The organism is Pseudomonas nitroreducens NBRC 12694 (genome assembly GCF_002091755.1).
In the GTDB taxonomy this organism is placed as follows: domain Bacteria; phylum Pseudomonadota; class Gammaproteobacteria; order Pseudomonadales; family Pseudomonadaceae; genus Pseudomonas; species Pseudomonas nitroreducens.
In genome coordinates, this window is sequence record NZ_BDAI01000007.1 from 91,636 (window position 1) to 117,025 (window position 25,390).

24 protein-coding genes are annotated in these 25,390 nt (G+C 65.2%); 12 read left to right on the top strand and 12 right to left on the bottom strand.

Annotated elements, in window-relative coordinates:
- Nucleotides 1-109 precede the first annotated feature (109 nt).
- Together PNI01S_RS18945 and PNI01S_RS18950 are read right to left on the bottom strand one after the other, a co-directional pair.
- Complete coding sequence (locus PNI01S_RS18945) at nt 110-607, bottom strand: outer membrane beta-barrel protein (RefSeq protein WP_065085332.1); 498 nt, start codon at nt 605-607, stop codon at nt 110-112.
- A gap of 189 nt (nt 608-796) precedes the next feature.
- Nucleotides 797-1,486: a Crp/Fnr family transcriptional regulator gene (locus tag PNI01S_RS18950; RefSeq protein ID WP_065085331.1), complete on the bottom strand. Its 690-nt coding sequence runs from the start codon at nt 1,484-1,486 to the stop codon at nt 797-799.
- Nucleotides 1,487-1,560: 74 nt separating this feature from the next.
- Between PNI01S_RS18950 and PNI01S_RS18955 the strand changes: the two genes are divergently transcribed.
- Entirely contained in the window at nt 1,561-2,085 is a 525-nt protein-coding gene (locus PNI01S_RS18955) for an Mpo1 family 2-hydroxy fatty acid dioxygenase (RefSeq protein ID WP_084358799.1), read from the top strand.
- Between the two features lie 6 nt (nt 2,086-2,091).
- Here the strand turns inward: PNI01S_RS18955 and PNI01S_RS18960 are convergent, their stop codons facing one another.
- A complete protein-coding gene (locus PNI01S_RS18960; RefSeq protein ID WP_024762112.1) occupies nt 2,092-2,880 on the bottom strand; it encodes an MmyB family transcriptional regulator in 789 nt (262 codons plus the stop codon).
- A gap of 128 nt (nt 2,881-3,008) precedes the next feature.
- Between PNI01S_RS18960 and PNI01S_RS18965 the strand changes: the two genes are divergently transcribed.
- Nucleotides 3,009-3,410, top strand: a complete 402-nt coding sequence (locus tag PNI01S_RS18965) for a hypothetical protein (protein ID WP_024762113.1) — start codon at nt 3,009-3,011, stop codon at nt 3,408-3,410.
- Nucleotides 3,411-3,557: 147 nt separating this feature from the next.
- On the opposite strand, the gene PNI01S_RS18970 is transcribed toward PNI01S_RS18965, so the two are convergent.
- Together PNI01S_RS18970 and PNI01S_RS18975 are read right to left on the bottom strand one after the other, a co-directional pair.
- Nucleotides 3,558-4,148, bottom strand: coding sequence for a 2-hydroxychromene-2-carboxylate isomerase (locus PNI01S_RS18970; RefSeq protein WP_084358800.1), 591 nt, complete (start codon nt 4,146-4,148; stop codon nt 3,558-3,560).
- Between the two features lie 34 nt (nt 4,149-4,182).
- Complete coding sequence (locus PNI01S_RS18975) at nt 4,183-4,911, bottom strand: SDR family oxidoreductase (RefSeq protein WP_024762115.1); 729 nt, start codon at nt 4,909-4,911, stop codon at nt 4,183-4,185.
- Nucleotides 4,912-5,015: 104 nt separating this feature from the next.
- On the opposite strand from PNI01S_RS18975, the gene PNI01S_RS18980 reads away from it, so the two are divergent.
- Complete coding sequence (locus tag PNI01S_RS18980; RefSeq protein WP_065085326.1) at nt 5,016-5,588, top strand: TetR/AcrR family transcriptional regulator; 573 nt, start codon at nt 5,016-5,018, stop codon at nt 5,586-5,588.
- Between the two features lie 159 nt (nt 5,589-5,747).
- Here PNI01S_RS18980 and PNI01S_RS18985 read toward each other — a convergent pair whose 3' ends face one another.
- The 7 genes from PNI01S_RS18985 to PNI01S_RS19015 form a co-directional block, all read right to left on the bottom strand.
- Nucleotides 5,748-6,497, bottom strand: a complete 750-nt coding sequence (locus PNI01S_RS18985; protein WP_084358801.1) for a sulfite exporter TauE/SafE family protein — start codon at nt 6,495-6,497, stop codon at nt 5,748-5,750.
- A gap of 175 nt (nt 6,498-6,672) precedes the next feature.
- On the bottom strand, nt 6,673-7,662 hold the full coding sequence (locus PNI01S_RS18990; protein WP_024762118.1) for a sulfate/molybdate ABC transporter ATP-binding protein: 990 nt from the start codon (nt 7,660-7,662) through the stop codon (nt 6,673-6,675).
- Between the two features lie 14 nt (nt 7,663-7,676).
- Nucleotides 7,677-8,549 (bottom strand): sulfate ABC transporter permease subunit CysW, encoded by an 873-nt coding sequence (cysW, locus tag PNI01S_RS18995; protein ID WP_024762119.1) that lies wholly within the window; start codon nt 8,547-8,549, stop codon nt 7,677-7,679.
- Nucleotides 8,550-8,559: 10 nt separating this feature from the next.
- Nucleotides 8,560-9,378 (bottom strand): sulfate ABC transporter permease subunit CysT, encoded by an 819-nt coding sequence (gene cysT, locus PNI01S_RS19000; protein ID WP_017520777.1) that lies wholly within the window; start codon nt 9,376-9,378, stop codon nt 8,560-8,562.
- Between the two features lie 120 nt (nt 9,379-9,498).
- A complete protein-coding gene (locus PNI01S_RS19005) occupies nt 9,499-10,497 on the bottom strand; it encodes a sulfate ABC transporter substrate-binding protein (protein ID WP_024762120.1) in 999 nt (332 codons plus the stop codon).
- A gap of 171 nt (nt 10,498-10,668) precedes the next feature.
- Nucleotides 10,669-10,851, bottom strand: a complete 183-nt coding sequence (gene oscA, locus PNI01S_RS19010) for a sulfur starvation response protein OscA (RefSeq protein WP_017520779.1) — start codon at nt 10,849-10,851, stop codon at nt 10,669-10,671.
- A gap of 139 nt (nt 10,852-10,990) precedes the next feature.
- On the bottom strand, nt 10,991-13,264 hold the full coding sequence (locus PNI01S_RS19015) for a putative bifunctional diguanylate cyclase/phosphodiesterase (protein ID WP_084358802.1): 2,274 nt from the start codon (nt 13,262-13,264) through the stop codon (nt 10,991-10,993).
- A gap of 179 nt (nt 13,265-13,443) precedes the next feature.
- Here PNI01S_RS19015 and desA point away from each other — a divergent pair, with 179 nt between their 5' ends.
- From desA to rfaH, 9 genes are all read left to right on the top strand, one after another.
- Nucleotides 13,444-14,625, top strand: a complete 1,182-nt coding sequence (gene desA, locus PNI01S_RS19020) for a delta-9 fatty acid desaturase DesA (RefSeq protein WP_084358803.1) — start codon at nt 13,444-13,446, stop codon at nt 14,623-14,625.
- Nucleotides 14,626-14,763: 138 nt separating this feature from the next.
- Nucleotides 14,764-15,732 carry a GGDEF domain-containing protein gene (locus PNI01S_RS19025; protein WP_024762123.1) on the top strand — a complete coding sequence of 323 codons (969 nt, stop codon included), beginning with the start codon at nt 14,764-14,766 and terminating at the stop codon, nt 15,730-15,732.
- Between the two features lie 1,045 nt (nt 15,733-16,777).
- On the top strand, nt 16,778-18,187 hold the full coding sequence (locus PNI01S_RS19030; protein WP_084358804.1) for a hypothetical protein: 1,410 nt from the start codon (nt 16,778-16,780) through the stop codon (nt 18,185-18,187).
- A gap of 58 nt (nt 18,188-18,245) precedes the next feature.
- Nucleotides 18,246-19,340, top strand: a complete 1,095-nt coding sequence (locus tag PNI01S_RS19035) for a DegT/DnrJ/EryC1/StrS family aminotransferase (RefSeq protein WP_024762125.1) — start codon at nt 18,246-18,248, stop codon at nt 19,338-19,340.
- A 10-nt stretch (nt 19,341-19,350) separates the two neighbouring features.
- Entirely contained in the window at nt 19,351-20,886 is a 1,536-nt protein-coding gene (locus tag PNI01S_RS19040) for a lipopolysaccharide biosynthesis protein (RefSeq protein ID WP_084358838.1), read from the top strand.
- A gap of 2 nt (nt 20,887-20,888) precedes the next feature.
- The gene (locus tag PNI01S_RS19045; RefSeq protein WP_024762127.1) at nt 20,889-21,818 is read left to right on the top strand and encodes a glycosyltransferase family 2 protein; all 930 of its coding nucleotides are present in this window, start codon (nt 20,889-20,891) and stop codon (nt 21,816-21,818) included.
- Between the two features lie 31 nt (nt 21,819-21,849).
- The gene (locus PNI01S_RS19050; RefSeq protein WP_037011021.1) at nt 21,850-24,063 is read left to right on the top strand and encodes a polysaccharide biosynthesis tyrosine autokinase; all 2,214 of its coding nucleotides are present in this window, start codon (nt 21,850-21,852) and stop codon (nt 24,061-24,063) included.
- A gap of 27 nt (nt 24,064-24,090) precedes the next feature.
- Nucleotides 24,091-24,840, top strand: a complete 750-nt coding sequence (locus tag PNI01S_RS19055; protein ID WP_024762129.1) for a WbqC family protein — start codon at nt 24,091-24,093, stop codon at nt 24,838-24,840.
- A complete protein-coding gene (gene rfaH, locus PNI01S_RS19060) occupies nt 24,837-25,358 on the top strand; it encodes a transcription/translation regulatory transformer protein RfaH (protein WP_089285854.1) in 522 nt (173 codons plus the stop codon). The genes PNI01S_RS19055 and rfaH overlap by 4 nt, the downstream gene beginning before the upstream one ends.
- Nucleotides 25,359-25,390: the final 32 nt, after the last annotated feature.

Genomic DNA, 25,390 nt, shown 5'->3' on the forward strand with positions numbered 1-25,390 from the left:
CGAAAGAGTGATTTGTGCAGTTGAACCGGTGCCGGCGGAAGGTTCGGGAGGGGGAGGACTGCTCTGGGGAGAGCCGAACCTCCGCCGGGCTTTGCGGGGCAGACGGGCGTCAGAAGCGCCAGTAGGCCGAAAGGGTGGTCTGGTCGAGGTCGATGTCGCCGATGTCCAGGTACTCCTGCTCCAGGCGCACGCCCAGGCCGCCGATCACATCCATTTCACCGCCGAAACCGTAGAGCGCGTCCACGTCGTCGGATTTGCCGGCGGCATCGTCATCAGCGTGCCAGGCATGCACGCCGGCGATGCCGTACAGGCGGATGCGCTGGCCGATGGGGACGCCCAGGTGGACGTTGGCTTGCAGCGACTCGCCGTCGAAGTGCTTCTTGCCGTCGCTCATGTCACCGAAGTCGACCACTGCGCCTTCCAGGGACAGGTAATTGTTGAAGCGGTAGCCGGCGTACAGCTTGTAGCTGTTGTCGTGGTCATCGAAGGACCGCTCGTCGATCTCGAGGCGGGTCACGCCGCCACCGACGTAGAGGCCGCTGTCGTCGGCCATCGCCAGGGCCGGAGCGGTCAGGGCGAGGGCGCAGAGGAGTTTCGAAAGGCGCATAGGATTCCCTTGCGGCCGGCGCGTGGCGCTGGCCGCCTTGCTGTCATGCTGAAGGTTCGGGTGCCGGCTCGGCGCTGACGGATGGGGGCCAGCGCGGCGGCGGGTGCATTAGAACGAGGGGGCGACGGGCTCGACCATCGTAGGTTGTCGAGACTCGCCTGGCTTTTTTTCTAGACGGGCCGGCAGAGGTCAGACGTGGGCCGCCTGGCGCAGGCGTTCGCGGTCGAGGATCTCGATGCCGCCGTAGCTCAGGCGCACGATGCCCTGGGCTTCCAGGTCCTTGAGGATCTGGTTGGTGGTCTGCCGTGACAGCGAGAGCATGGCCGCCAACTGCTCCTGGGGCAGGTGCAGCTCGCGCTTGGCAGTGGCCGACTCGCCGTAGCCCTCGGCGATCATCAGCAGGCGCCGGGCCAGGCGCGGCGCGGCGGGCAGCAGCGACAGCTCTTCCAGTACGGCGAAGGTGATGCGCAGCTTGTGGCTCATCAGCAGGGCGAAGTCGCGCCAGTATTCCGGGTGCTGCGCCAGCAGCGCCTGCAGCGGCGCCAGGGGCACCTGCAACAGCACGGTGGCACCTTCGGCGTAGGCGTCGTGGGTGCGCGGCTGGCCGTCGAACAGGCAGATCTCGCCGAACCAGTTGGGCGCTTCCACCAGGGCCAGCAGCGCTTCCTTGCCGCTCTCGCCGACCACGCTGACGCGCATCGCCCCATCCACCACGCAATACAGGCCGCACGGCGCGTCGCCACGGGCGAACAGGCGCTGGCCGGCGGGCAGGCGGCGCACCAGGGCGGCTTCGCACAGGGCCTGGCGCAGACCCTCCGGCAGGGTCTGGAACCAGCGGCCTTCCGGCAGGCGGGCGAGGTAGGGCTTGGCGTCGGTCATGGGTAATGTCGGCTAGCTGACAGAGTGGCGAGGCGCACATCGCCATGATGCCAGTACCTTGCGGGAGAACAACAATGAAAACGCTCGTCGACCACCTTGCCCAATATGCCGCCTACCATCGTGACCGGCGGAACATCGTCAGCCATTTCATCGGCATCCCGATGATCGTGCTGGCCATCGCTACCCTGCTGTCGCGCCCGGGCTTCGAGCTGGCCGGGCTGCCGGTCTCGCCGGCCACGCTGCTGGCGCTGGCCTCCGTGGTCTTCTACCTGCGCCTGGACTTGCGCTTCGGCCTGCTGATGACCGCGCTGCTGGCGCTGTCGCTATGGGTCGGCGCCGCATTCGCAGCCGGTACCACGGCGTCCTGGCTTGCCTGGGGTATCGGCCTGTTCGTGGTGGGCTGGATCATCCAGTTCGTCGGCCACTGGTACGAGGGGCGCAAGCCGGCGTTCGTCGATGACCTCACCGGGCTGATCGTCGGCCCGCTGTTCGTCGCTGCCGAAGCGGCCTTCCTGCTTGGCCTGCGCGACGAAGTGCGCCACGCCGTGGAAGAGCGCGCCGGCCCCACCTGCATCCGCGAGAAGAAGGCGACCGCCTGATTCAGCTCATTCTGTGCCGCTGAGCTGGCGCAGGATCCTGGCGCTGTCGGGGTCGGCCGGGAAGAAGGTTTCCAGCGCCAGCTCCGACAGCGTTACGTCCACCGGCGTGCCGAACACCGTGATGGTGCCGATCAGGCTGCAGACGCCCAGCTCCGTCTGCAATTGCACCGGGATCAGCACCATGTCGCCGCTGGCTGTCTCGTCGTAGGGCGGCGCCGGATAGGCGGCCACCTCGTCGCGCAACGCCGCCAATGCCGGGTCGCCGCTGGCCTCGTAGTCGCGCTGCAAGCGCTCCACTACATGCGCCTTCCACGGCCCGAGATTGAGGATGCGCGGCGCCAGGCCCTTGGGGTGCAGGCTCATGCGCAGCACGTTGATCGGCGGCTGCAGCAGCTCCGGGGCGACGCCGAGCAGGAAGATATCCACCGTGCGGTTGGACGCCAGCAGATTCCAGTGGCGGTCCACCACCATCGCCGGGTTCGGCTCGTGGGCCTTGAGCAACTGGTCGATGGCCTGTTTCGCCACGGTCAGCGCCGGATCGTCCAGGCCTTTCTCCGAATACACCGGGGCGTAGCCCGCCGCGCTGAGCAGGCGGTTGCGCTCGCGCAGCGGAATGTCCAGTTGCTCCGCCAGGTGCAGGAGCATCTCGCGGCTGGGCAGGGCGCGTCCGGTTTCGACGAAGCTCAGGTGGCGCGTGGAGATATCCGCGTCGCAGGCGAGGTCGAGCTGGCTGAGTCGGCGGCGCTGGCGCCATTGGCGGAGCAGGGCGCCGACAGGTTGGGCTGGGCTGTTCATGGGAGGCAACGATAGACCTCCCGCTTCGATGCGGCCATTACCTGGCAGGTAATCGACGGGCTTACGCCAGGGGCGGATTCTTCAGCCACACGCTGCCAACCGGTGGCGACACTTGAAGGAGCTTTGCCATGACTTTGCTGCAACCGTCCCCGCTGCTTCGCCTCACCCTGAAAGTCGACGCCCTGGCCGGTGGCGCCATGGGCCTGCTGATGGCCTTGGCTGCACAACCGCTGGGCGAGCTGCTGGGCCTGCCCTTCGTTCTGTTGCTGGTGGCCGGCATCGTCCTGTTGCCGCTGGCGCTGGTGCTCTACTGGATGTCCAATCAGCCGGCGCTGTCGCGCACCGGAGTCTGGGCCGTGATCGCGCTGAACGCGCTGTGGGTGGTGGAGAGCGCTGCCCTGCTGGTGACCGGCTATGTGCAGCCGACCGCCCTGGGCTATGCCTTCGTCATCGGCCAGGCGCTGGTGGTCCTGCTGTTCGCCGAACTGGAGTTCTTCGGCCTGCGTCGCTCGGCTGTCCTGGCGCTGTGATGTTCGCGAGCTAGAACTAGGCGTCCCCCTCGCTCCTACAGGGCTGCATCGGTGGGCTTTTCGTAGGAGCGAGCTTGCTCGCGAACCGCTTCCTGCCGGCGGATAACCTGTTCCAGGTTATGCGCCCTACGGTACTCGAGAACCGCTTTACGCCAGCGCTTCGCGAACGAAATCCAGACGATCCTGGCCGAAGAACATCTCGTTGCCGACGAAGAAGGTCGGCGCTCCGAACATGCCGCGCTTGATCGCCGCTTCGGTGTTGGCCTTCAGCGCATCCTTCACTTCCTGCTCGGCGGTCAGCGCCAGCAGCGCCTGCGGGTCGAAGCCCGCCTCGGCCAGCAACCGGCCGAGCACCGCCGGGTCGCCCAGGTTCAGCGCATCCACCCACATACCCTTGAACACGCAGGCCAGCAGCGCCTCGAAACGCTCCGGCTGGCGTAGCTGGATGCCGGTGGCGGCACGCATCAGGGTGAGGGTGTTGATCGGGAAGTGCGGGTTCATCTTCATCGGCACGCCATAGCGGCGGGCGAAGCGGGTCATGTCGATCAGCGTGTAGCGACCCTTGGCCGGCACGGCGATGGGCGAGGCGTTGCCGGTGGCCTGGAACACGCCGCCCAGCAGGACCGGGCGGTAGACCAGCTCGGCGCCGGATTCGGCGCAGATGCCCGGCAGTTGGGTATACGCCAGGTAGGACGTCGGGCTGCCGAAGTCGAAGTAGAACTCGACGGATTTGCTCATGAGTGGCTCTCTTCTTGTTGTCGTTATGAGGGGATTACCAGCGCTCGATCCAGGGGCGGAGATCGAGTTCGAAGGTCCAGGCATCGCGCGGTTGCGAATGCAAATACCAGTAACTGTCGGCGATGTGCTCGGGGTCGAGGATGCCGTCCTGGTCCTTCTGCGCGTACTTCTGCGGGAAGTTCTCGCGGATGAATTCGGTGTCGATGGCGCCGTCCACCACCACGTGGCCGACGTGCAGGCCCATCGGCCCCAGTTCGCGGGCCATGCTCTGGGCCAGGGCGCGGATGCCGTGCTTGGCGCCGGCGAAGGCGGCGAAGCCCGAGGCGCCGCGCAGGCCGGCCGTGGCGCCGGTGAACAGGATGGTGCCGCGCTGGCGCTTGACCATGCGCTTGGCCACTTCGCGGCCTGTGAGGAAGCCGGAGAAGCAGGCCATCTCCCAGATCTTGAAGTACTTGCGCGCGGTCTCTTCGAGGATGCTGCAGGGTACGTTGGCGCCGATATTGAAGACGAAGGCTTCGATGGGGCCGATGTCGCGCTCGATGGTCTCCACCAGTTCGATCACCGCTTCTTCCTTGCGTGCGTCGGAGGCAAAGCCGTGGGCCTCGCCGCCTTCGGCGCGGATGGCATCCACCAGCGGCTGCAGTTTGTCCGCCGAGCGCCGGGTGACGCAGGCGACGTAGCCTTCGCGGGCGAAACGGCGGGCGATGGCGCCGCCGGTGGCATCGCCGGCGCCGATCACCAGGACGACTTTCTTGTTCGACATTCTCGTTTCCTCTGGGATGCGCGAAATTTGGTAAACGGTCGTTAGGTAAACGAACGTTATGTTAATATTCGACGCATCGTCAACCGCTTCGACGGAGGCGCTCCATGCGCTACTCAGCGACCCACAAGGAAGAAACCCGCCAGCGCCTGCTCGACAGCAGCGGCTCGCTCGCCAAGCAGGGCGGTTTCGCCACCACCGGCGTGGACGGGCTGATGAAGGCCGTGGGGCTGTCCGGCGGGGCGTTCTACAACCACTTCGGTTCGAAGGACGAACTGTTCGCCGCCATCGTCGAGCGCGAGCTGAGCCAGAGCGTCGAGCGCCTCGCGGCGAAGGGCAAGGTGCTCGACCGCGCGCGCCTGGAGCGCGGGTTGAAGCGCTACCTGAACGTCACCCATGTGCAGGATTCGGCTGCCGGTTGCGCGATTCCGGCGCTGGGCGCGGAGATTGCCCGTGCCGACGAGTCAGTGCGACAAAGCGCCGAGGATGCGCTGGTGGAATTGCAGCAGGCCTGGGCTGAGGTGCTGGGTTCGGCGGAAGACGCCTGGGCATTGCTGGCGCAGTGCGTCGGCGCGCTGGTGCTGGCGCGCATGGTGGCCAGCGAACAGGCACAGAAGGCGATCGTCGAGTCGAGCCGGGATTTCCTGCTACAGCATCTGGACGAAGCTGTGCGGGATTAACACTTGCAGGAGCGAGGGGACGCCTCGTTCTTGCTCGCGAACAAACCCTCGCTCGGGGCCGGGTTCGCGAGGCCGAATCCGTTCCCTTCGGATAACGGCATTCCCCACATCCCTGTGGGTCACAAGCTCGCTCCTACAGAAAAGCAATCCGGCGCGAGATCAAATACCGCGAACTGCGAGGTCCGCGCCCAGCAGCAACAGCCCGCCGAAGAAGCAGCGGCGGAACGCCAGCGGGCTGATCCGCGAACGCAGCCAGGTGCCCAGGTACATGCCTGCCAGCGCCGGCAGCAGGGCCAGTAGCGACAAGCCGAGCACATCCGCCTGCAACAGCGAGCCGTGCTGGCTGAGGGTGACCGCCAGGGCCAGCGTCGAGACGGTGAACGACAGCCCCAGTGCCTGCACCAGATCGTCCTTCTCCAGGCCGAGGGCCTGCAGGAAAGGCACGGCGGGAATCACGAAGACGCCGGTCACGGCGGTGACGCCGCCGGTGATCAGACCGATCACCGGCGATAGCCAGCGCTCGTGCTGCGGCGCCACGCTGAAGCGTTGGTTCGACAGTCCCAGCAACGCATAGAGGATCAGCGCCACGCCCAGCAGCGGCGTGGCTGCCGGCCAGTTTTCCCCCGCCAGCAGCCAACCCACCGCCAGCGTTCCGACGACGATGCCGAGCAGCATCCCCCACAACCGTTTGAGCAGCCCGAGGAAGCGCGGGCCGGCAGCCAGCTGCCAGATATTGGTGACGGTGGAGGGGACGACCAGGATCGCGGCAGCCTGCATCGGCGGCATCACCAGCCCGAGCAGCCCGACGGCGACCGTGGGCAGGCCGAGCCCGACCACGCCCTTCACCAGGCCGGCGAGGAGGAAGGTGAGGACGATCAGTGCGAGGTGTTGCGGGAGGGCGTCGAACATGGCCGGGCCTTGTTGAAAGCAAGGCCGGCAGGATACGAGGGATTGGCAGTCAGGGGAAAGCGCGGGCGGCTCTCTGTAGGAGCGAGGAGGACGCTCAGTTCTTGCTCGCGAACCCGGCCCCGTAGCGGAGTTGTTCGCGAGCAAGCTCGCTCCTACAGAAAAGCGGTTTGCCGGATCAGATGTTGGCCACCGGCTGATACGCCTTCGGCTTGAAGTACAGCGTCTCGCCACGCGCCAGGCCAGTCAGGCTGTCGTGGTCCTTCACCACTTCGGCCTCGATCAGCTCGTCCTGGCCGTCGACCTTGAGGGTCACGCGGGTGATCGCGCCCAGCGGGCGGATGTCGCGGACCTCGGCGGCGCGGTGCTCGGCCACTTCGGAGCGCGACAGCGAGATCTCGTGCGGGCGGAACAGCACGTGCTCGTCCCCGCCGAGGTGCAGGCGGTTGGAGTCGCCGAGGAAGTGGTAGACGAAGTCGCTGGCTGGGTTCTCGTAGACCTCGCCCGGCGAGCCGATCTGCTCGATCACGCCCTTGTTCATCACCACGATGCGGTCGGCGACTTCCATCGCTTCTTCCTGGTCATGGGTGACGAACACGCTGGTCAAGTTGATCTCCTCGTGCAGGCGCGCGAGCCAGCGGCGCAGCTCCTTGCGCACCTTGGCGTCGAGGGCGCCGAAAGGTTCGTCGAGCAGCAGGATCTTCGGCTCCACCGCCAGGGCGCGGGCCAGGGCGATACGCTGGCGCTGGCCGCCGGAGAGCTGCTCCGGGTAGCGGTCGGCGAGCCAGTCCAGCTGCACCATGTTCAGCAGTTCGTGGACTTTCTCGGCGATGCGCGCTTCGCTTGGGCGCTCCTTCTTCGGTTTCATGCGCAGGCCGAAGGCGACGTTGTCGAACACTGTCATATGGCGGAACAGCGCGTAATGCTGGAACACGAAGCCGACGTTGCGATCGCGCACGTCGTGCTGCGAAACGTCTTCGCCGTGGAAGACGATTTTGCCGGCGTCCGGGGTTTCCAGGCCGGCGATGATGCGCAGCAGGGTGGTCTTGCCGCAGCCGGACGGGCCGAGCAGGGCGACCAGCTCGCCGCTGTGGATGTCCAGGTTGATGTCGTTCAGCGCCTTGAAGGCGTTGAAGTTCTTGCTGACGTTACGGATCTCGATGCTCATGGCTGGGCTCTCACTTATTCATCGTCAGCTTTGACTTTGGTGCGGGACAGGCGCGACTCGCTCCACTGCTTGAGCAGCAGGATGACGAGGGCCATCAGCAGCAACAGGGTGGCAACGCTGAAAGCGGCGACGTGGTTGTACTCGTTGTAGAGGATTTCGACGTGCAGCGGCAGGGTGTTGGTGACGCCGCGGATGTGCCCGGAGACCACCGACACGGCGCCGAACTCGCCCATGGCCCGCGCGGTGCACAGCACCACGCCGTAGATCAGGCCCCATTTGATGTTCGGCAGGGTCACGTGCCAGAACATCTGCCAGCCGTTGGCGCCGAGCAGGCGCGCGGCTTCTTCTTCCTGGGTGCCCTGTTCCTGCATCAGCGGGATCAGTTCGCGGGCGACGAAGGGGAAGGTGACGAAAATGGTGGCCAGGACGATGCCGGGCACGGCGAAGACGATCTGGATGTCGTGCTCGCTCAGCCACTCGCCGAAGTAGCCCTGGGCGCCGAACAGCAGCACGTAGATCAGGCCGGCGATCACCGGCGAGACCGAAAACGGCAGATCGATCAGGGTCACCAGGATGCTCTTGCCGGGGAACTCGAATTTGGTCACGCACCAGGCGGCGGCGACGCCGAACACCAGGTTCAGCGGCACCGAGATGCCCACGGCGATCAGCGTCAGCTTCAGCGCGGCCAGCGCGTCGGGCTCCAGGATGGCCTCGAAGAAGGTGCCGAAGCCCTGCTTCAGCGCCTCGCTCAGGACCACGAACAGCGGCAGCAGCAGGAACAGCGCGAAGGCCAGCCAGGCCAGCGCGATCAGGGCGCGGCGGCCCCAGACATTACCCCGGCGAGCAGCGTTGGCAGCGGCCGCGGCGGAAAGGCTTGCGGTACTCATGGCGCGCTCCTCAGGGCGTTTCGATGCGGCGCTGCAGCAGGTTGATCAGCAGCAGCAGGACGAAGGCGACGACCAGCATCAGCACGCCGATGGCGGTGGCGCCGGTGTAGTCGTACTGGTCCAGCTTGACCATGATCAGCAGCGGCAGGATCTCGGTCTTCATCGGCATGTTGCCGGCGATGAAAATCACCGAGCCGTACTCGCCGACGCCGCGGGCGAAGGCCAGGGCGAAGCCGGTCAACCAGGCGGGGAGCAACGCCGGCAGCAGCACGTGACGGAATACCTGCAGCGGCTTGGCGCCGAGGCAGGCGGCGGCTTCTTCCACTTCACGCGGTATGTCCGCCAGCACCGGCTGCACCGTGCGCACCACGAAGGGCAGGACCACGAAGGTCAGCGCCAGGGTGATGCCCAGCGGGGTATAGGCGATCTTCAGGCCGATCTCGGTGGCGAAGCGCCCGACCAGGCCGTTGGGCGCATACAGCGCGGTGAGCGCGATGCCGGCCACGGCGGTGGGCAAGGCGAAAGGCAGGTCGATCATCGCGTCGATGATCTTGCGGCCGGGGAAGCGGTAGCGCACCAGCACCCAGGCCAGCAGCGTGCCGATCACGCCGTTGATCAGGGCGGCGATCAGCGCGGTGCCGAAGCTCAGCTTGAGCGCGGCGATGACGCGCGGCGCGGTGATGATGGTCCAGAACTGATCCCAGGAAAGCTGGGTCGTCTTGAGGAACATGGCCCCCAGCGGAATCAGCACCAACAGGCTGAGGTACACCAGGGTGTAGCCCAGAGTCAGCCCGAAGCCGGGTATGACCGGGGAGATGCGTCGCGACATTGTCTGTCCTTTCTCGTGAACGCGTTAAGCCCCCGCCATGGGGCGGGGGTTTTCGTTCCGGCGGGCTGTGCACCGCCCGCCGGATCGGACCGCCCGGCGCAGGGCCGGGCGGGTGGCGCATCACTGCGCCTGGTAGATCTTGTCGAAGATGCCGCCGTCGTTGAAGAACTTCGGCTGTGCGGATTTCCAGCCACCGAAGTCCTTGTCGATGGTCACCAGGTTCAGTTTCGGGAACTGGCTGGCGAACTCGGCAGCGACCTTGGCATCACGCGGGCGGTAGAAGTTCTGCGCGGCGATGCGCTGGCCTTCTTCGCTGTACAGGTACTTCAGGTATTCCTCGGCGACCTTGCGGGTGCCTTTCTTGTCGACGGTCTTGTCGACCACGGCCACCGGCGGTTCGGCCAGGATCGAGATGGACGGAACGACGATCTCGAAGTTCTCGCCACCCTGTTCCTTCTTGGCCAGGAAGGCTTCGTTCTCCCAGGCCAGCAGTACGTCGCCAATGTTGTTGTTGACGAAGGTGATGGTCGAACCGCGGGCGCCAGTGTCCAGAACCGGGACGTGCTTGTACAGGTTCTGCACGTATTCCTGGGCTTTCTCGTCGCTACCGTATTGCTTCTTGGCCCAGGCCCAGGCGGCCAGGAAGTTCCAGCGGGCGCCGCCGGAGGTCTTCGGGTTCGGGGTGATGACTTCCACGCCCTGCTTGGTCAGGTCGCCCCAGTCCTTGATGCCCTTGGGGTTGCCCTTGCGGACCAGGAACACGATGGTCGAGGTGTAGGGCGTGCTGTTGTCGGGCAGGCGTGCCTGCCAGTCGGCGGGCAGCAGCTTGCCCAGCTTGTTCAGTTCGTCGATGTCGCCGGCCAGGGCCAGGGTCACCACGTCGGCCTTCAGGCCGTCGATCACGGCGCGGGCCTGCTTGCCCGAGCCACCGTGGGATTGCTGCACGGTCAGGTCATCACCGCCCTGGGCCTTCCAGTGCTTGATGAAGGCGGCGTTGTAGGCTTGGTACAGCTCGCGGGTCGGGTCGTAGGAAACGTTCAGCAGTTGGGTGGCGGCGGATACCGGGCCGGCAATCAGGGCGCTGGCCAGTGCGGCCAAGGCGAAACGGCGGATGGACATGTGCAGCTCCTGAAAAAATGCAGTTCTTTATGTTTGTTGGGCAGGGTCTTTCGGGGGAGGGGCGTTGTCAGCCACGCATTCGCGGCTGACAGCTGCAGTACCGGTGGGGCAGTTTGCTCATGGCGAGGCTCCGGTGGTCCAGTCATGCCCCTTGATAAAGGGACGAAAGGCTCAGGCGGGCTTGCCCGGGCTCTGTTGCAGGCGGAATTTTTCCTTGCGCTCGATCTGCACGACCTGGCCGTTGTGCACGGTGATCTCGACGGCGCCGAAACGCAGGCCACGCAGGGCGCTCTGCACTTCGCGCAGGATGTTGGCTTCGTCCTGGCCGTCCAGGCTACGGAGGGTTGCGCTCATGGGTATCTGCTCCTAATGGGTTGACCACCGGCCGATTCACCAACGGCGCGTGCGGTGTGAGCGCATAGTAAGCAGGAGCTGGATATTCTTAAAAATACTGTTTAAGAATTTTTATATATCAGAAAGTTTTTAGCCTGTTTTAGGCCGTGTCGCGCGGCAATTGCGGCAGCAGGAGCTCGGCCGGCTGCGGGGCGCCGTACCAGTAGCCCTGGCCGAAATTGCAGGCATGGGTGAGGAGGAAGGCGGCCTGGTCCGGGCGTTCCACGCCCTCGGCGACCACCTGCAGCCCCATGCTCTGGCCCAGGGCGATCACTGCGCAGGCGATGGCGGCGTCCTCGGAGTCGTCCGGCAGACCAGCGACGAAGCCCTGGTCGATTTTCAGCTTGTGTACCGGCATACGCTTCAAGCGCATCAGCGAGGAATACCCGGTGCCGAAGTCGTCGATGGCCAGGTGCACGCCCAGCAGGCGCAACTGGCAAAGCAGTTCCAGCGCCTGGTCGAAATTTTCCATCACCGCGCTTTCGGTGACTTCCAGCTCCAGGTGATGCGGCGCCAGGCCACTCTGTTCCAGGGCCAGGGCCACGCGTTCCTCCAGGCCGCCGCGGCCGAACAGTCGGCTGGAGACGTTCACTGCGATGAAGTCCAGGTGGATTCCGTCGTCCAGCCACTGGCGCATCTGCCGGCAGGCGCGCTCCAGTACCCAGGCGTCGATGGCGGTGATCAGGCCACTTTCCTCGGCCACCGGGATGAATTCGCTGGGGGCAATGAGGCCGTGTTGCGGGTGCTGCCAGCGCACCAGCGACTCGACGCCGACCATGCGGCCGCTGGCGAGGTCGTGTACCGGCTGGAAATACAGGCGCAGTTCGTCGTGGTCCAGCGCATGGCGCAGCGCCGACTCCACCTGCACGTGGGAGCGCGCGCGGGCGGTCAGCTCGGGGGTATAGAAGGCATAGAGGTTGCGTCCGCTGGCCTTGGCCTGGAACAGCGCGGCGTCGGCGTGCTGCATCAGGTGATCGACGTTGCGTGCATCCTCGGGGAACAGGCTGACGCCCAGGCTCACCGACATATAGATGAGCTGGCCATTGACCTCGAAGGGCGCGCTCATCGCCTCCAGCAGGCGCTGGGCGAGGCTGCTGGCGTGATGCGGCTGCTGGCTTTCGAGGACCACGGCGAACTCGTCGCCGCCCAGGCGCGCCAGGGAGCAGCGCTCGTCCAGGCAGTCTTCCAGGCGCTCCGCCACGGCGCGGATCAGCAGGTCGCCGATGCTGTGGCCGAGGCTGTCGTTGATGTGCTTGAAGTGGTCCAGATCGATGCTCAGCAGCGCGCCGCCGCTGCCTTCACGTTCGGCGCGGGCCAGCGCCTGCTCGATGCGCTCGCGCAGCAGCAGGCGGTTGGGCAGGCCGGTGAGCGGGTCGTGGTGGGCGAGGAAGTCCAGCTCGTGCTGGGAGCGCTTGAGGCTGCTGAGGTCGGAGAACACCGCCACATAATGCGTCAGTTCGCCTTCGTCGTTGCGCACGGCGCGGATGTGCTGCCACTGCGGGTATACCTCGCCGCTCTTGCGGCGGTTCCAGATTTCGCCGCTCCAGACACCCTGTTCATGCAGGGCGGTCCACATGCGCTGGTAGAAGGCGGCATCCTGGCGGCCGGACTTGAGCACCGAGGGCTGGCCGCCGAGCACGTCTTCGGCGCTGTAGCCGGTGATGCGCGAGAAGGAGGGGTTGATGTGCACGATCACGCCGCGAGCATCGGTGACCAGCAGGCCTTCCTGGGTCGCCTCGAACACGGCGGCGGCCTGGCGCAGGTGGTCTTCGTTGCTGCGCTGGTGGGTGATGTCGCGGTTGATGCCGGTCAGGCGCAGGGGGCGGCCGTCTTCGGCGCGGGTCAGGCGGCCGCTGCTGCGGACCCAGCGATAGCTGCCGTCGCCGTGGCGGATGCGGTAGACGCACTCCAGGTGGGTGCGCAGGCCCTGGATGCAGTCCTGGTGGAGGGCCAGGATACGCGCGCGGTCGTCCGGGTGCAGGCGGTTCTCCCAGAGCAGCAGGTCATCGCTCAGGTGCTCCAGGGGCAGGCCGATCAGGTTGGCATAGCCGGGCGAGTAGTAGACGCGCTGGGATTCCAGGTCCCAGTCCCAGATGCCGTCCTCGACCACCGCGAAGGCGCGGCTCAGGCGCTGTTCGCTGTCGGTCAGCGCGGCAAGGGCGGCGTGCTGCCGGCGAAAGTGCCGCCAGAGCAGAAAGAACAGCAGCAGGAAGGTAATCGCGAGGAAGACGTACTTCTTCAGCTCCAATGCCCGCGCCAGCGAGGCCGGGTCGCGCAGGACATTTTGTAACCATTGGTCACCCAGCCAGACCCATAGGGTGGCGGCGATCAGGTACAGGAAGCTGATGCGCAGGGCGCTGAGGCGTGGATTCATGCGGTAGTGGGTTGGAATTATTGGCTGAGCAGTATAAATGATGGCCACTTGGCCTTGTTCGTATCTAAAAGACCGGATGGTAATCCGGACCCGCTTAGTGATAATGCGGGCTGGCTTTTCCCGGCAACGCATGCCCAGCAAGGCGTTGCCCACACCCCTTCCGAGGTACAGTATCGCCTATGTGGTACAACGGTTTCCTTGATCTGTCGCCGTGGCAATTGGTGGCGGTCACCCTGATCCTGACCCATATCACCATCGTCGGTGTCACGGTCTACCTGCATCGCTATTCCGCGCACCGGGCGCTCGAACTGCACCCGGCTCTGAAGCATTTCTTCCGCTTCTGGCTGTGGCTGACCACGGCCATGAACACCCGCGAGTGGACTGCCATCCATCGCAAGCACCACGCCAAGTGCGAGACCGCCGAAGACCCGCACAGCCCGGTGTTCAAGGGCCTGGGCACCGTGCTGCGTACCGGCGCCGAGCTCTATCGCAAGGAGGCGGAGAACGCCGACACTCTGCGTATCTACGGCAAGAACTGCCCGGAAGACTGGGTCGAGCGCAACCTCTACTCGCGCTTCCCCATCGGCGGCGTGGTGCTGATGGCGATCATCGACCTCGCCCTGTTCGGCGTACTCGGCATGACCGTCTGGGCCGTGCAGATGATGTGGATCCCCGTGTGGGCCGCCGGCGTGATCAACGGCCTGGGCCACGCCATCGGCTATCGCAACTTCGAGTGCCGCGACGCCGCCACCAACCTGGTGCCCTGGGGCATCCTGATCGGCGGTGAAGAGCTGCACAACAACCACCACACCTACCCGAACTCGGCGAAGCTGTCGGTGAAGAAGTGGGAGTTCGACCTGGGCTGGGCCTGGATCAAGGTGTTCAGCTTCCTGCGCCTGGCCAAGGTGGCCCGCGTGGCGCCCATCGCCCACCGCGTGGAAGGCAAGGGCAGCCTGGACATGGACACCGCCATGGCGATCCTCAACAACCGCTTCCAGATCATGGCCCAGTACCGCAAATTGGTGATCGGCCCGCTGGTGAAGCAGGAACTGGCCAAGGCCGACGAGTCGGTGCGCCACCTGTTCCGTCGCGCCAAGCGACTGCTCTCGCGGGAAACCAGCCTGCTGGAAGAGCGCCATCACGCGCGCATCCAGGACCTGCTCGCGCAGAGCCAGTCCCTGCAGGTGATCTACGAGAAGCGCCTGGCGCTGCAACAGATCTGGGTGAAAACCAGCGCCAACGGCCACGACATGCTCGCCGCGATCAAGCAGTGGGTGCACGAGGCGGAAGCCAGCGGCATCCAGTCCCTGCGCGAATTCGCCGAGCAGCTGAAGACCTACTCCCTGCGCCCTGCCGTCTGAATGGCGGAAGCGTCCTAGGACGTTGAGAGATGCGTCTCAAGAAAAGCCCGCCGTTCGGCGGGCTTTTCGTTTAATTTGCAGCAGCCTGGCGTAGTTTGCGGTCATAGCCCCGGTCAATGAACGGGAGGACGCTGATACATGGATGAGAATAAATTGCCGGCCGATCAGGAAGAGGCCCTGCTGGCATTGCTGCACAGTCGCGCCGAGGTGACGCGCCTGAAGGAGCGCGAACAGCTTTTCAGCGCACTGCTGGCCAGTGTGAACTCGGTGCTCTGGGCCTTCGACTGGCAGGCGCAGCGCATGGTCTATGTCAGCCCGGCGTACGAGCGCATCTTCGGTCGCTCCGCGGCGCTGCTGCTGGCGGATTACAACGAGTGGCGCAACTGCATCTATCCCGATGACCTGGACTACGCCCAGAGCACCCTGCAGGAAGTACTCGAGCGCGGCGCCATCGAGCAGCGCGAGTACCGCATCCTGCGGGCCGACGGCGAGGTGCGCTGGCTCAGCGACAAATGCTTCGTCAGCCAGCACAGCGATGCCGGCCTGCCGCTGATGATCGTCGGCATTGCCGAGGACATCACCGACAAGAAGCACCTGGAAACCGAGCTGCACCGTCTGGCCACCACCGACGTGCTGACCCAGAGCAGCAACCGCCGCTACTTCTTCGACAGCGCCGAGCAGGCCTTCCGCGACTGCAAGGCGACCTCCACGCCGCTGGCCTTCCTGCTGCTGGACGTGGACGACTTCAAGAAGATCAACGACGTCTACGGCCACCAGGTCGGCGACGTGGTACTGCAACGCATCGCCCAGAGCGGTGCTGGCGCGCTGCGCCGTGGCGACCTGTTCGGGCGTATCGGTGGCGAGGAGTTCGCCGTGCTACTGCCCGGCTGCGACGAGAACATGGCGCGGCAGATCGGCGAGCGCCTGCAGCGGGAAGTGCAGCGTCTGCGCTTCAACGAGGCCGAGCATTTCTTCAGCGTGACCATCAGCCAGGGGCTCACCCTGTTGCAGCCCGATGACCAGAATCTTTCCGCGCTCTACAGCCGCTCCGACGCGGCGCTGTACCAGGCGAAACGCACCGGCAAGGACCGCATAGTTCAGGGATGAAACACATCCGCCGTGTCCGCGGCGGATACATTAATACTTTCCGACTAATACTTTTAATGCAGATTCGAAGGTGTACGTTTATGCTGTCAAAACGCCTGTGTCGGGTTTATGGCGCGTTATAAATCAATAAGTTACAAAGACTGATTTGCCTTCTGTCGGATTCCTGGCGTAGTGGCGCTTCCTACGTTGACATGCCTTTGTTCCCCCCTCTATTACTATCCACATAGCAATATCGTGTGGTGTCCGGATGAGACACCTCAGGGAGTAGTCGCAAGAGCAGTAAGGTCAAGGAAGATTCTGCCCCCCTCTTCTTCCTGTCATTTTCCTATCGCTGCCTGACAACTTTCGCCAGCCTTCTTTGCTGCGGAAGCGCGATAGCTTTTTGCTGTTGTTTTTCCAGATTTTCGGAACAGGCCGAAGGGCGGTAGCTTTGCCCAGCGAAAACTAGCGGCCACTCCAGGGACGAACAGTTGATTGTCGTTGTTTGAATCGGGTCGTTCGAACTCGGGCGGTAGCCTTGTCTTCGAATTTTGTGAAAGGCCCGGTACAGAGCTTCTCCTGGATTGGAGTCAGTGACGATGGCCGCTCGAAGAATGGATAACGACGGAACTTTGCGTTCCCTCGAAGCAGGCAGAAAGAACCGCCCGTTGCACTCGGAAAGTGTTTCTTTCACGGGGCTGCGAAAGTCTGGAGTCAAACTTTGCGGTATTCATGAGCAATATGCTTTCGCCCGCTTAGTTAGTTTAGCGATGAGTTATGCCATGTATCCGCGGTGTAACGATTCTGAACTTTCGTCGAAACTTTCCCTGCGTCATTCAGTGCCTGTTTCATTGTCGAAACACTCACTTCAATTTATCCCCGAAGTTACCTCGCCGGCATCCGCCATCCATTCCGAAGACTCTCCCGCCGCCTTCTCGACGAGGGTGCGCGTGCCTGCGGCTGCGCCGCGAGTGACGGAATTCCGGCGCGAGCGCTGCCACCCTGCCGGCCGACAGTGCCGGTATCACGAAAGCCGCGCGCCCCGTCGCGCTGGGAGTCAAGGCTGATGGCCGAGCAATCTCTTCGTTCCAACTATGCCTGTGTGGTCGGCGGCGCCGGCCCGGCAGGCATGGGGTTCCTCTTCAACGCCTACAAGACCGGCGCGCTGGCGAGCCTCGCCCGTGATGGCCTGCTGGTCGTGGACGCTGCACTGGCGGTCGGCCGTGGCCGCCTGGGGGACTATCACATCACCGCGAACTCGGTGGGCGATGTGTTCCTCGACTGCCTGCGCGATCCGGCGTTGTTGCCCATCTTCGCGCCGCTGGCGCATTCGCCCGCGTTTCGCGCGCTGCAGAACGATCCCCATGGTGCGCCGATGCTAACGCAGGTGGGCGAGTTGCTGGCCCATGCCTCGACCCTGTTCATGCGCTACGTCACCGAGCACCTGGGCGTCGAAGTGGCGCTGGGTACCCGCATCGAGAAGATCACCGCGCAGGACGACGGCAGCTTCCAGCTGGCGCTGCGCAGTGGCTCCCATGGCGTGCAGATCGGCGCCGGCACACTGGTGATGAACCTCGGCGGGCGGCAGAACCGCGAGTACCTGAACTGGAGCCTGGCCGAGCAGGACCTGCACCTGGCCCACGACGGCCCGACGGTTTACTCCTCCGACGCGCTGCTCAGCCTGAACCCTGCCGAGCTGGTGGAGCTGTTCGGCGACCGGGTCACCCCGGGCACCCGCTTTACCGTGGTCGGCGGTTCCCACAGTGCCTTCTCGATCCTCGACAACCTCGCCTGCGCGCTGGACTGCCTGGGGCTGGAGCAGATCACCCTGCTGCACCGCGCGCCGATCCGCCTGTTTTTCGAGAGCGTCGAGGAAGCCCGCGCGGCTGGCTACGTGGTCGACGAAGGCATGGATGTCTGCCCGGTCTCAGGCCGGGTCAACCGTTCCGGCGGCCTGCGCTACCGCGCCCACCAGGTCGGCACCGACGTACTGGCCAACGGGATCGTCAGCGGCACGCGGGTGAAGGTCGAGCTGCTGTGTCTGGAGGACCGCTCGCCCGCCGTGCGCGAGCGTCTGGCGCAGGTCTGCAGCGAAGGCGGCGTGATCGTCCAGGCCATCGGCTACCAGCCCTGCCTGCCGGCGCTGCGCCGCGCCAATGGCGAGCCGCTGCAGGTGCGCGAGAGCAAGGGCGGACTGGATTCGGACGCCGCCGGCTGCCTGCGCGATCTCAATGGCCGGCCGATCCCCGGCCTCTACAGCTTCGGCCTCGGCTCGGGCCTCGCGGCCAATCCGATGCTGGGCAGCGAGCGCTCCTTCGACAGCCGCATCTATGGCGTCTGGCAGTTCCACCATGACGCCAGCGGCCGGGTCATCGAGGCCCTGCAGGAGCACCTGGCCAGCCGCGCGACGTCAGCCGTGCAACCCATGGAAAGCGGCATCGACGACGCGCCTTTCGCGCTGTCGGCGCTGGGCTGAGCGGCGCGCACGCCGGCTGCGAGCTAACGGATTTTCCATCCAACAGAGGGATGCGACCGTGATCAATGTGACCAAGACCTACCTGGGCAACCTGGACAAGTTCAAGGCCTATGTGGAACAGATCTACGCCTCCGGCTGGATCACCAACCACGGCCCCTTCGTCACGGAGTTGGAAGAGCGCCTGCAGGATTACTTCGGCGTTCGCCATGTGATTCTCACCAACAACGGCACCATCGCCCTGCAGGTGGCCTATCGTGCCCTGGGCGTGACCGGCAGTGCCGTCACCACCCCCTTCAGCTTCGTTGCCACCAGCAGCACGCTGCAGTGGGAGAGCATCCGTCCGCGCTTCGCCGATATCGATGCGCGGACCTGGAACCTCGACCCTGCGCGCATCGAAGCCAGCCTTGCGCCGGATACCACCGCCATCGTCGCCACCCACGTGTTCGGTAATCCCTGTGCGGTGGAGGAGATTCAGGCGGTGGCCCAGCGCAACCGGTTGAAGGTGATCTACGACGGCGCCCACGCCTTCGGTTCGCGCTACCGCGACCGCTCGGTCCTGGCCTGGGGCGACGCGACCACCCTGAGCTTCCACGCCACCAAGCTGTTCCACACCATCGAGGGCGGCGCCATCGTCACCTCCGATGACGAGCTGGCGAAGCAGATTCGCCTGATGTGCAACTTCGGCATTGCCGGCGTCGACCAGATCGTCGGCCTGGGGATCAACGCCAAGCTCAACGAGTTCTCCGCGGCCATGGGCTTGTGCGTGCTCGACGAGATCGACGACATCCTCGCCCAGCGCGAGGAAATTGCCGCCCGCTACACCGCGTCGCTCAGTGGCTACTACGACCTGCAGGCCAGCGAGAGTTATGCCCGGCTGAACAACAGCTACTACCCCATCGGGCTGCGTGACGAAGCCCAGGTGCTGCGCGTGCGTACTGCGCTGAACGAGATCGGCGTCAACCCGCGGCGCTACTTCTACCCGTCGCTGGACACCCTCGATTACCTCGCCCCGCAGGTGCCGCAGGTGCAGTCCCGCGAACTGAGCCAGCGCATCCTCTGCCTGCCCCTGTACCCGGGCCTGCCGCAGGAAATCCAGCGCGCCGTGATCGAAGTGCTGCTGCTGGAAAGCGGCCGCGTCGCGGTCGCGGTGTAAGGGGACGATGATGCGCACCGCACGCTCGCTGTCGATGGTCCGCAACACGCTGCTCAACTATGCAGGGCAGGCGTACGCCATCGTCATCGGCATCCTGATTCAGCCGTTCTACCTCGGCCACCTGGGCGCCGAGGCCTACGGCCTGATCGGCTTCTTCGCGGTGTTGCAGACCTGGTTGCTGCTGCTCGATGTCGGCTTGTCGCCGGCGCTGGTGCGCCAGGTGGCCCACGGCCGTGGCGCCCGTGGTCGTAACGTGAGCGGCGAAGGTCAGGACCAGGCGCGCCTGCTGCGTTCGTTCGAGCTGATCCTGCTGCCGCTGACGGCCGCCAGCACCCTGGCCGTGTTCGGCGGCAGCGGCTGGATCGCCGGGCAGTGGCTGAACGTGCAGCAGTTGTCGCCGGAACTGGTGGCGCAGTGCATCAGCCTGATGGGGCTGCTGGTCGCCCTGCGTCTGTACGCCACGCTTTACCGCAGTGCACTGCAGGGCCAGGAACTGCACGCCTACATCAATGGCGTGAACGTGTTCATCACCACCCTGCGTTACTTCGGCGGCCTGCTGCTGGTGGCGCACATCAGCCAGGACCCGCTGGTGTTCTTCCAGTTCCAGGTTGCGGTATCGCTGATCGAGGCGCTGCTGCTGGGTGGCAAGGCCTACCTGTGGATGGACGTGCGCCTGCTGACCCGCTTCTGCTGGGAAACGGTGCGCCCGGTGCTGCCCTTCGCCCTGGGCATGTCGCTCACCTCCTGTCTGTGGATCGTGCTCACCCAGCTGGACAAGGTCCTGCTGTCGAACCTGCTGCCCCTGCAGCAGTACGGTTATTTCTCCCTGGTGGCGCTGATTTCCGGCGGCATTCTCAGCCTGGTCAACCCGCTGGCGCAGTCGCTGCTGCCGCGCATGACCATGCTGGTCGCCGAAGGACGCCACGACGACATGCAGCAGCTCTATCTCAAGGCGAACCGCTTCGTCTGTGTGCTGCTGTTCCCGATGGTCGCGGTGATCGCCGCTCATGGTCATGACCTGGTCCTGGCCTGGAGCGGCGATGCCGTGGCCGCCAGTTGGTGCCGGCCGATCCTCGTCTGGTACGTGCTGGGCGCAGGCCTGCTGGCAGTCGCCAGCTTCCAGTTCTACCTGCAGTACGCCCATGGCCAGCTGCGCATGCACGTCTGGTACAGCGTCGTTTCCACCCTGGTGAGCGTGCCGCTGGTGATCGCCAGCGCCTACCTGTACGGCGTCGTTGGCGTGGCGCTGTGCTGGTTCGGCCTGCGCCTGGTGTCGTTCCTGATCTGGCCGCTGATCGTGCACCGCACCTTCGCTCCGGAACTGCACGGCACCTGGCTGCGCGACACCCTGCAGATCGCCGCGCTCAGCGCCGCCGGCCTGCTGCTCAGCGAGCCCTTCTACGCGCTGCTGGCCCGCTCGGGTGAGCGCCTGTGGCTGCTGGCGGCGCTCGCCGCGTGCGGCCTGATCACCCTGTTCCTCGTTGGCGCGGGCTCTGCCCCGACTCTGCTGCGCCTGTTCAAACCGTCCCACAAGCCGAGTGTCTAGACATGGATATCCGCTCCGAGCTGCAGATCCTCTCCAACTGGCCGGAAGACCCGAAGCCTCTATTGAGCGTCGTTTGCCTGGCCTACAACCAGGTCAACTACATCGGCCGCACGCTGGACAGCTTCCTGGAGCAGGTCACCGACTTCCGCATCGAAGTGCTGGTCAACGATGACGCCTCCACCGACGGCACCAGCGAAGTGATCGCCGACTACGCGGCGCGCTATCCGCACATCATCAAGCCGATCTTCCACAAGGAAAACCAGTACTCCAAGGGCCTGTCCCACGGCCTGCCGGTGTTCCGCAAGGCGCGCGGCCGCTACATCGCCTACTGCGAGGGCGACGACTACTGGACCGACCCGCGCAAGCTGCAGATCCAGGTCGATTTCCTCGAGAAGAATCCCGACTACGTCATCACCTACCACGACGCCTACACCTTCAACGAGGACGGCGTGATCAAGCCGATGCAGCTCACCGGCAAGTTCCGCCGTGACGCCAGCCGCCTGGAGCTGCAGCAGGCGCGGGCGATCTCCACGCTGACCACGGTGTTCCGCAACGTGCTTACCGAGATGCCCGAGGAGCTGCTCACCACGCGCATGGTCGACCTCTGCTGGTGGTCGCTGCTGGGTGCCTACGGCAAGGGGCGCTTCATGGAGGAAATTCGTCCCGCCGCCTACCGCGTGCACAAGGGCGGGATCTTCTCCATGCAGGCCGACCGCGTGCAGCAGCACATGACCCTGCACACCTACTACTGCCTGTCGCGCTACTACCAGCGCCTGGGGAACCAGGAGCTCAACGAGTATTTCCTGATGCAGGTCTGCCGGATGTCCATGGCCGCCATTTCGCCCATGCGCAAGGTGCAGGCGTTCCTGATGTTGATCGGCAACCACGGCGTCAACCTGCTCAAGCGGCTGAACCCGATTCAGGCGCGCTGAGCCGCGCTACCTCAATGGAGGATGGAAGTCCATGAGTGTCATGCCCCGCTCGTCCCTGGAAACGCTCCAGGACACCCGCATCGATGTCGCCGGCCTGCTGCGCCTGCTGTTCGATCACAAGAAGATGATCCTCGCCGTCACTGGCCTGTTCGCCGTACTCGGGCTCTTCTATGCAGTGGTCGCCACGCCCATCTATGTCTCCGGCGCGATGATCCAGATCGAGCAGAAGAAGAACGGCCTCAACGGTACGCCCGAGGTGATCAATCGCCCCGACTCGGTGTCGATCGCCTCCACCGAGATCGAGCTGCTGAAATCCCGCGCGGTGCTCGGCAAGGCGGTCGAACTGCTGAAGCTGGACATCGTCGCCAAGCCCAAGCGCCTGCCGCTGATTGGTGACTACCTGGCGCGGCGCTACCAGCCGGAAGCCGGCCAGACCCTCGCTGCACCCTGGCTGGGCATGGGCGCCTACGGTTGGGGCGGCGAGCAGATCAAGGTGTTCTCCCTCGACGTGCCGGAGGAATACCTGGGTGAGCCGCTGACCCTGGTGGCCGACGGCGGCGACGCCTATCACCTGCTCAACGCCGATGGCCAGCTGCTGCTGCGCGGCGAGCTGAAGAAACCGGTGCTGGAGAAAGGCTTCAGCATCGAGGTGGACGAACTGGTGGCACGCCCCGGTACCGAGTTCATCGTGGCGAAGAACCGCCTGCTGACCACCACCCTGAACTACCAGAAGCTGCTCAAGGTGGCCGAGGCGGGCAAGGACTCGGGGATCATCTACATGACCCTGGAGGACCCGAACCCGCTGCAGGCTGACCGCATCCTCGACAAGATCAGCCAGCTCTATGTGCTGCAGAACGTCGAGCGCAGTTCCGCCGAAGCCTCCCAGCGCCTGCAGTTCCTGCGCTCGCAGCTGCCGGTGGTGCGCATGGACCTGGAAAAGGCCGAAGCCGCCTACAACGCCTACCAGACCACGGCTAAATCTGCCGACATCAGCGTCGAGACCCGTGGCGTGCTGGACCAGGTGGTGGGCATCGACAACCAGCTCTCCGAGCTCAAGCTCAAGCGCGCCGAGTACGACCGCCTGTACACCCCGACCCACCCGACCTACCAGGCCCTGCTCAAGCAGATGAGCAGCCTGGAAGACCGCAAGGCGCAACTGCAGAAACGCATCCAGACCCTGCCGGCGACCCAGCAGGAGCTGCTGCGCCTGTCCCGTGACATGCAGGTCACCCGGCAGACCTACACCACCCTGCTGAACAAGGCCCAGGAGCAGGACATCATCCGCGCCGGGACCATCGGCAACGTGCGGGTGATCGACACCGCCCAGGCCAACGTCGAGCAGCCGGCCAAGCCCATGCGCAAGGTCATCGTGTTGCTCGCCACCCTGCTCGGCTTCTGTGTCGCCCTGGGCATCCTGTTCCTGCGCCAGGCCTTCTACCGTGGCGTGGAGAATCCCGAGGCGATCGAACAGCTCGGCCTTTCCGTGCTCGCCGCGATTCCCTACTCGCGGCAGCAGGAGCGCCTGGAGAAGGAGCGCAAGGGCGACATCCTCGGCCATACGCCGAAACTGCTGGCCGCCTCCACCCCCGGCGACCTGGCCAACGAGGCCATCCGCAGCCTGCGCACCAACCTGCACTTCGCCCTGCTCGAAGCGCGCAACAACGTCGTGATGCTCACCAGCCCCGCGCCGGGAGCCGGCAAGTCGTTCGTCTCCAGCAACCTGGCCGCCATCGTCGCGCAATCGGGCCTGCGCACCCTGCTGATCGATGCCGACATGCGCAAGGGCTACCTGCACCGGGTGTTCGGCCTGACCCCGCGCCACGGCCTGTCCGACGCGCTGAGCGCGCACCGCCCATTGAGCGAGGTGATCCTGCCCACCGAGGTGCCGGAGCTGGACTTCATTTCCTGTGGCTTCGCCGCACCGAACCCGTCCGAGCTGCTGATGCACGACAACTTCGCCCAGCTGCTGCGCGATGCCTCGTCGATGTATGACCTGGTGATAGTCGACACCCCGCCGGTGCTGGCGGTGACCGATGCCGCGCTGGTCGGCCGGCTGTGCGGCATCTGCCTGCTGGTGACCCGCTTCGGCCAGAGCCCGGCCAGCGAGATCGACACCGCGCGCCGCCGCCTGGGGCAGAGCGGCATCCACCTGCAGGGCGCGATCCTCAATGGCGTGAAGCGCAAGGCCTCCACCGCAGCCTACGACTACGGTGCCTACGCCTATCGCTACGACGCCAAGGACTGAAGCCGCAGGCAGGGAAGGAGTACCGACATGGTCCATATCGTCAGCCTGATGCAGCCATACCTGTTCCCCTACCTGGGGTACTTCCAGCTGATCGCCGCGAGCAGTCTGTTCATTCTCGGCGACAGCCTGCAGTACACCCGACGCGGCTGGATCAACCGCAATCGGGTGCTGGTCGGCGGCAAGATCTGGCAGTTCAGTTTTCCCCTGGAACAGGGCTCGCAGACCCAGGCGATCAACGAACGACGCCTGAGTGACGAGATGCGGCTGACCAACCAGCGCTTGCTGCACACGATCCGCCATGCCTACCACCGTGCGCCGTGCTACGAGCAGGTGATGCCGCTGCTGGAGGAAATCCTCGAACACCCCGAGCGCAACCTGTCGCACTTCGCCGAGCACTCGATCCGCCGCATCTGCCAGTACATGGAGATCGACACGCCGATGACGCGTGTCTCCGAGTTGGACCTGGCCGACGACATCGGCCGCGACCAGCGCCTGATCGAAGCGGTGAAGCAGACCGGTGGCGACGTCTACCTCAATCCCGAAGGTGGCCGCCACCTGTACTCGCCGGACGTGTTCAACGCCCACGGCCTGGAGTTGCAGTTCCTGCGCATGGAGCCGGTGAGCTACCCGCAGTTCAGCCCGGATTTCGTCCCCAGCCTGTCGATCATCGACGTGCTGATGTTCAACCCGCCAGACGAACTGCAGCGCCTGCTGGGCCGCTACACCGTGGAGCGGCCCGCGCCCTCCTCGGACATCCTCGGAGAGTACGAATCATGAGCGCCGTCGCCATCTCCACTGCCGGGCAATACCGCTGGTACCTGATCCAGACCAAGCCGCACCAGGAGCTGCGCGCCGAGGAGAACCTCGGCCGCCAGGGCTTTTCCTGCTATCGCCCGGTGGTGGGGCAGGGCGGCCGGGCGCAGCCGCTGTTCCCCGGCTACCTGTTCATCCGCCTCGATCAGCAGCACGACAACTGGTTCCCGATCCGCTCCACCCGTGGCGTGGCGCGCCTCGTCAGCTTTGGCGCGCAGCCGCTGGCAGTGGCCGACGACCTGGTGGAAGGCATCCGCCAGCGCCTGGCCGCCATGCCGGAGCGCCGTGCCAGCGGCTTCCACGAAGGGCAGATGGTGCGCGTGAAGTGCGCAGGCGATTGCGAAGTGGATGCGATCTTCCTCTGCGAGGACGGCACCGAGCGCGGGTTGATCCTGCTCAACCTGCTGCAACGCGAACAACGCATCCGGGTCCCGCTCAGCCAGCTCTCGGCGGTCGTTGGCAACGACGGCTGGCGCGCCTGAGGCGCTCGACTCTCACAGGATCAACTGCAAGG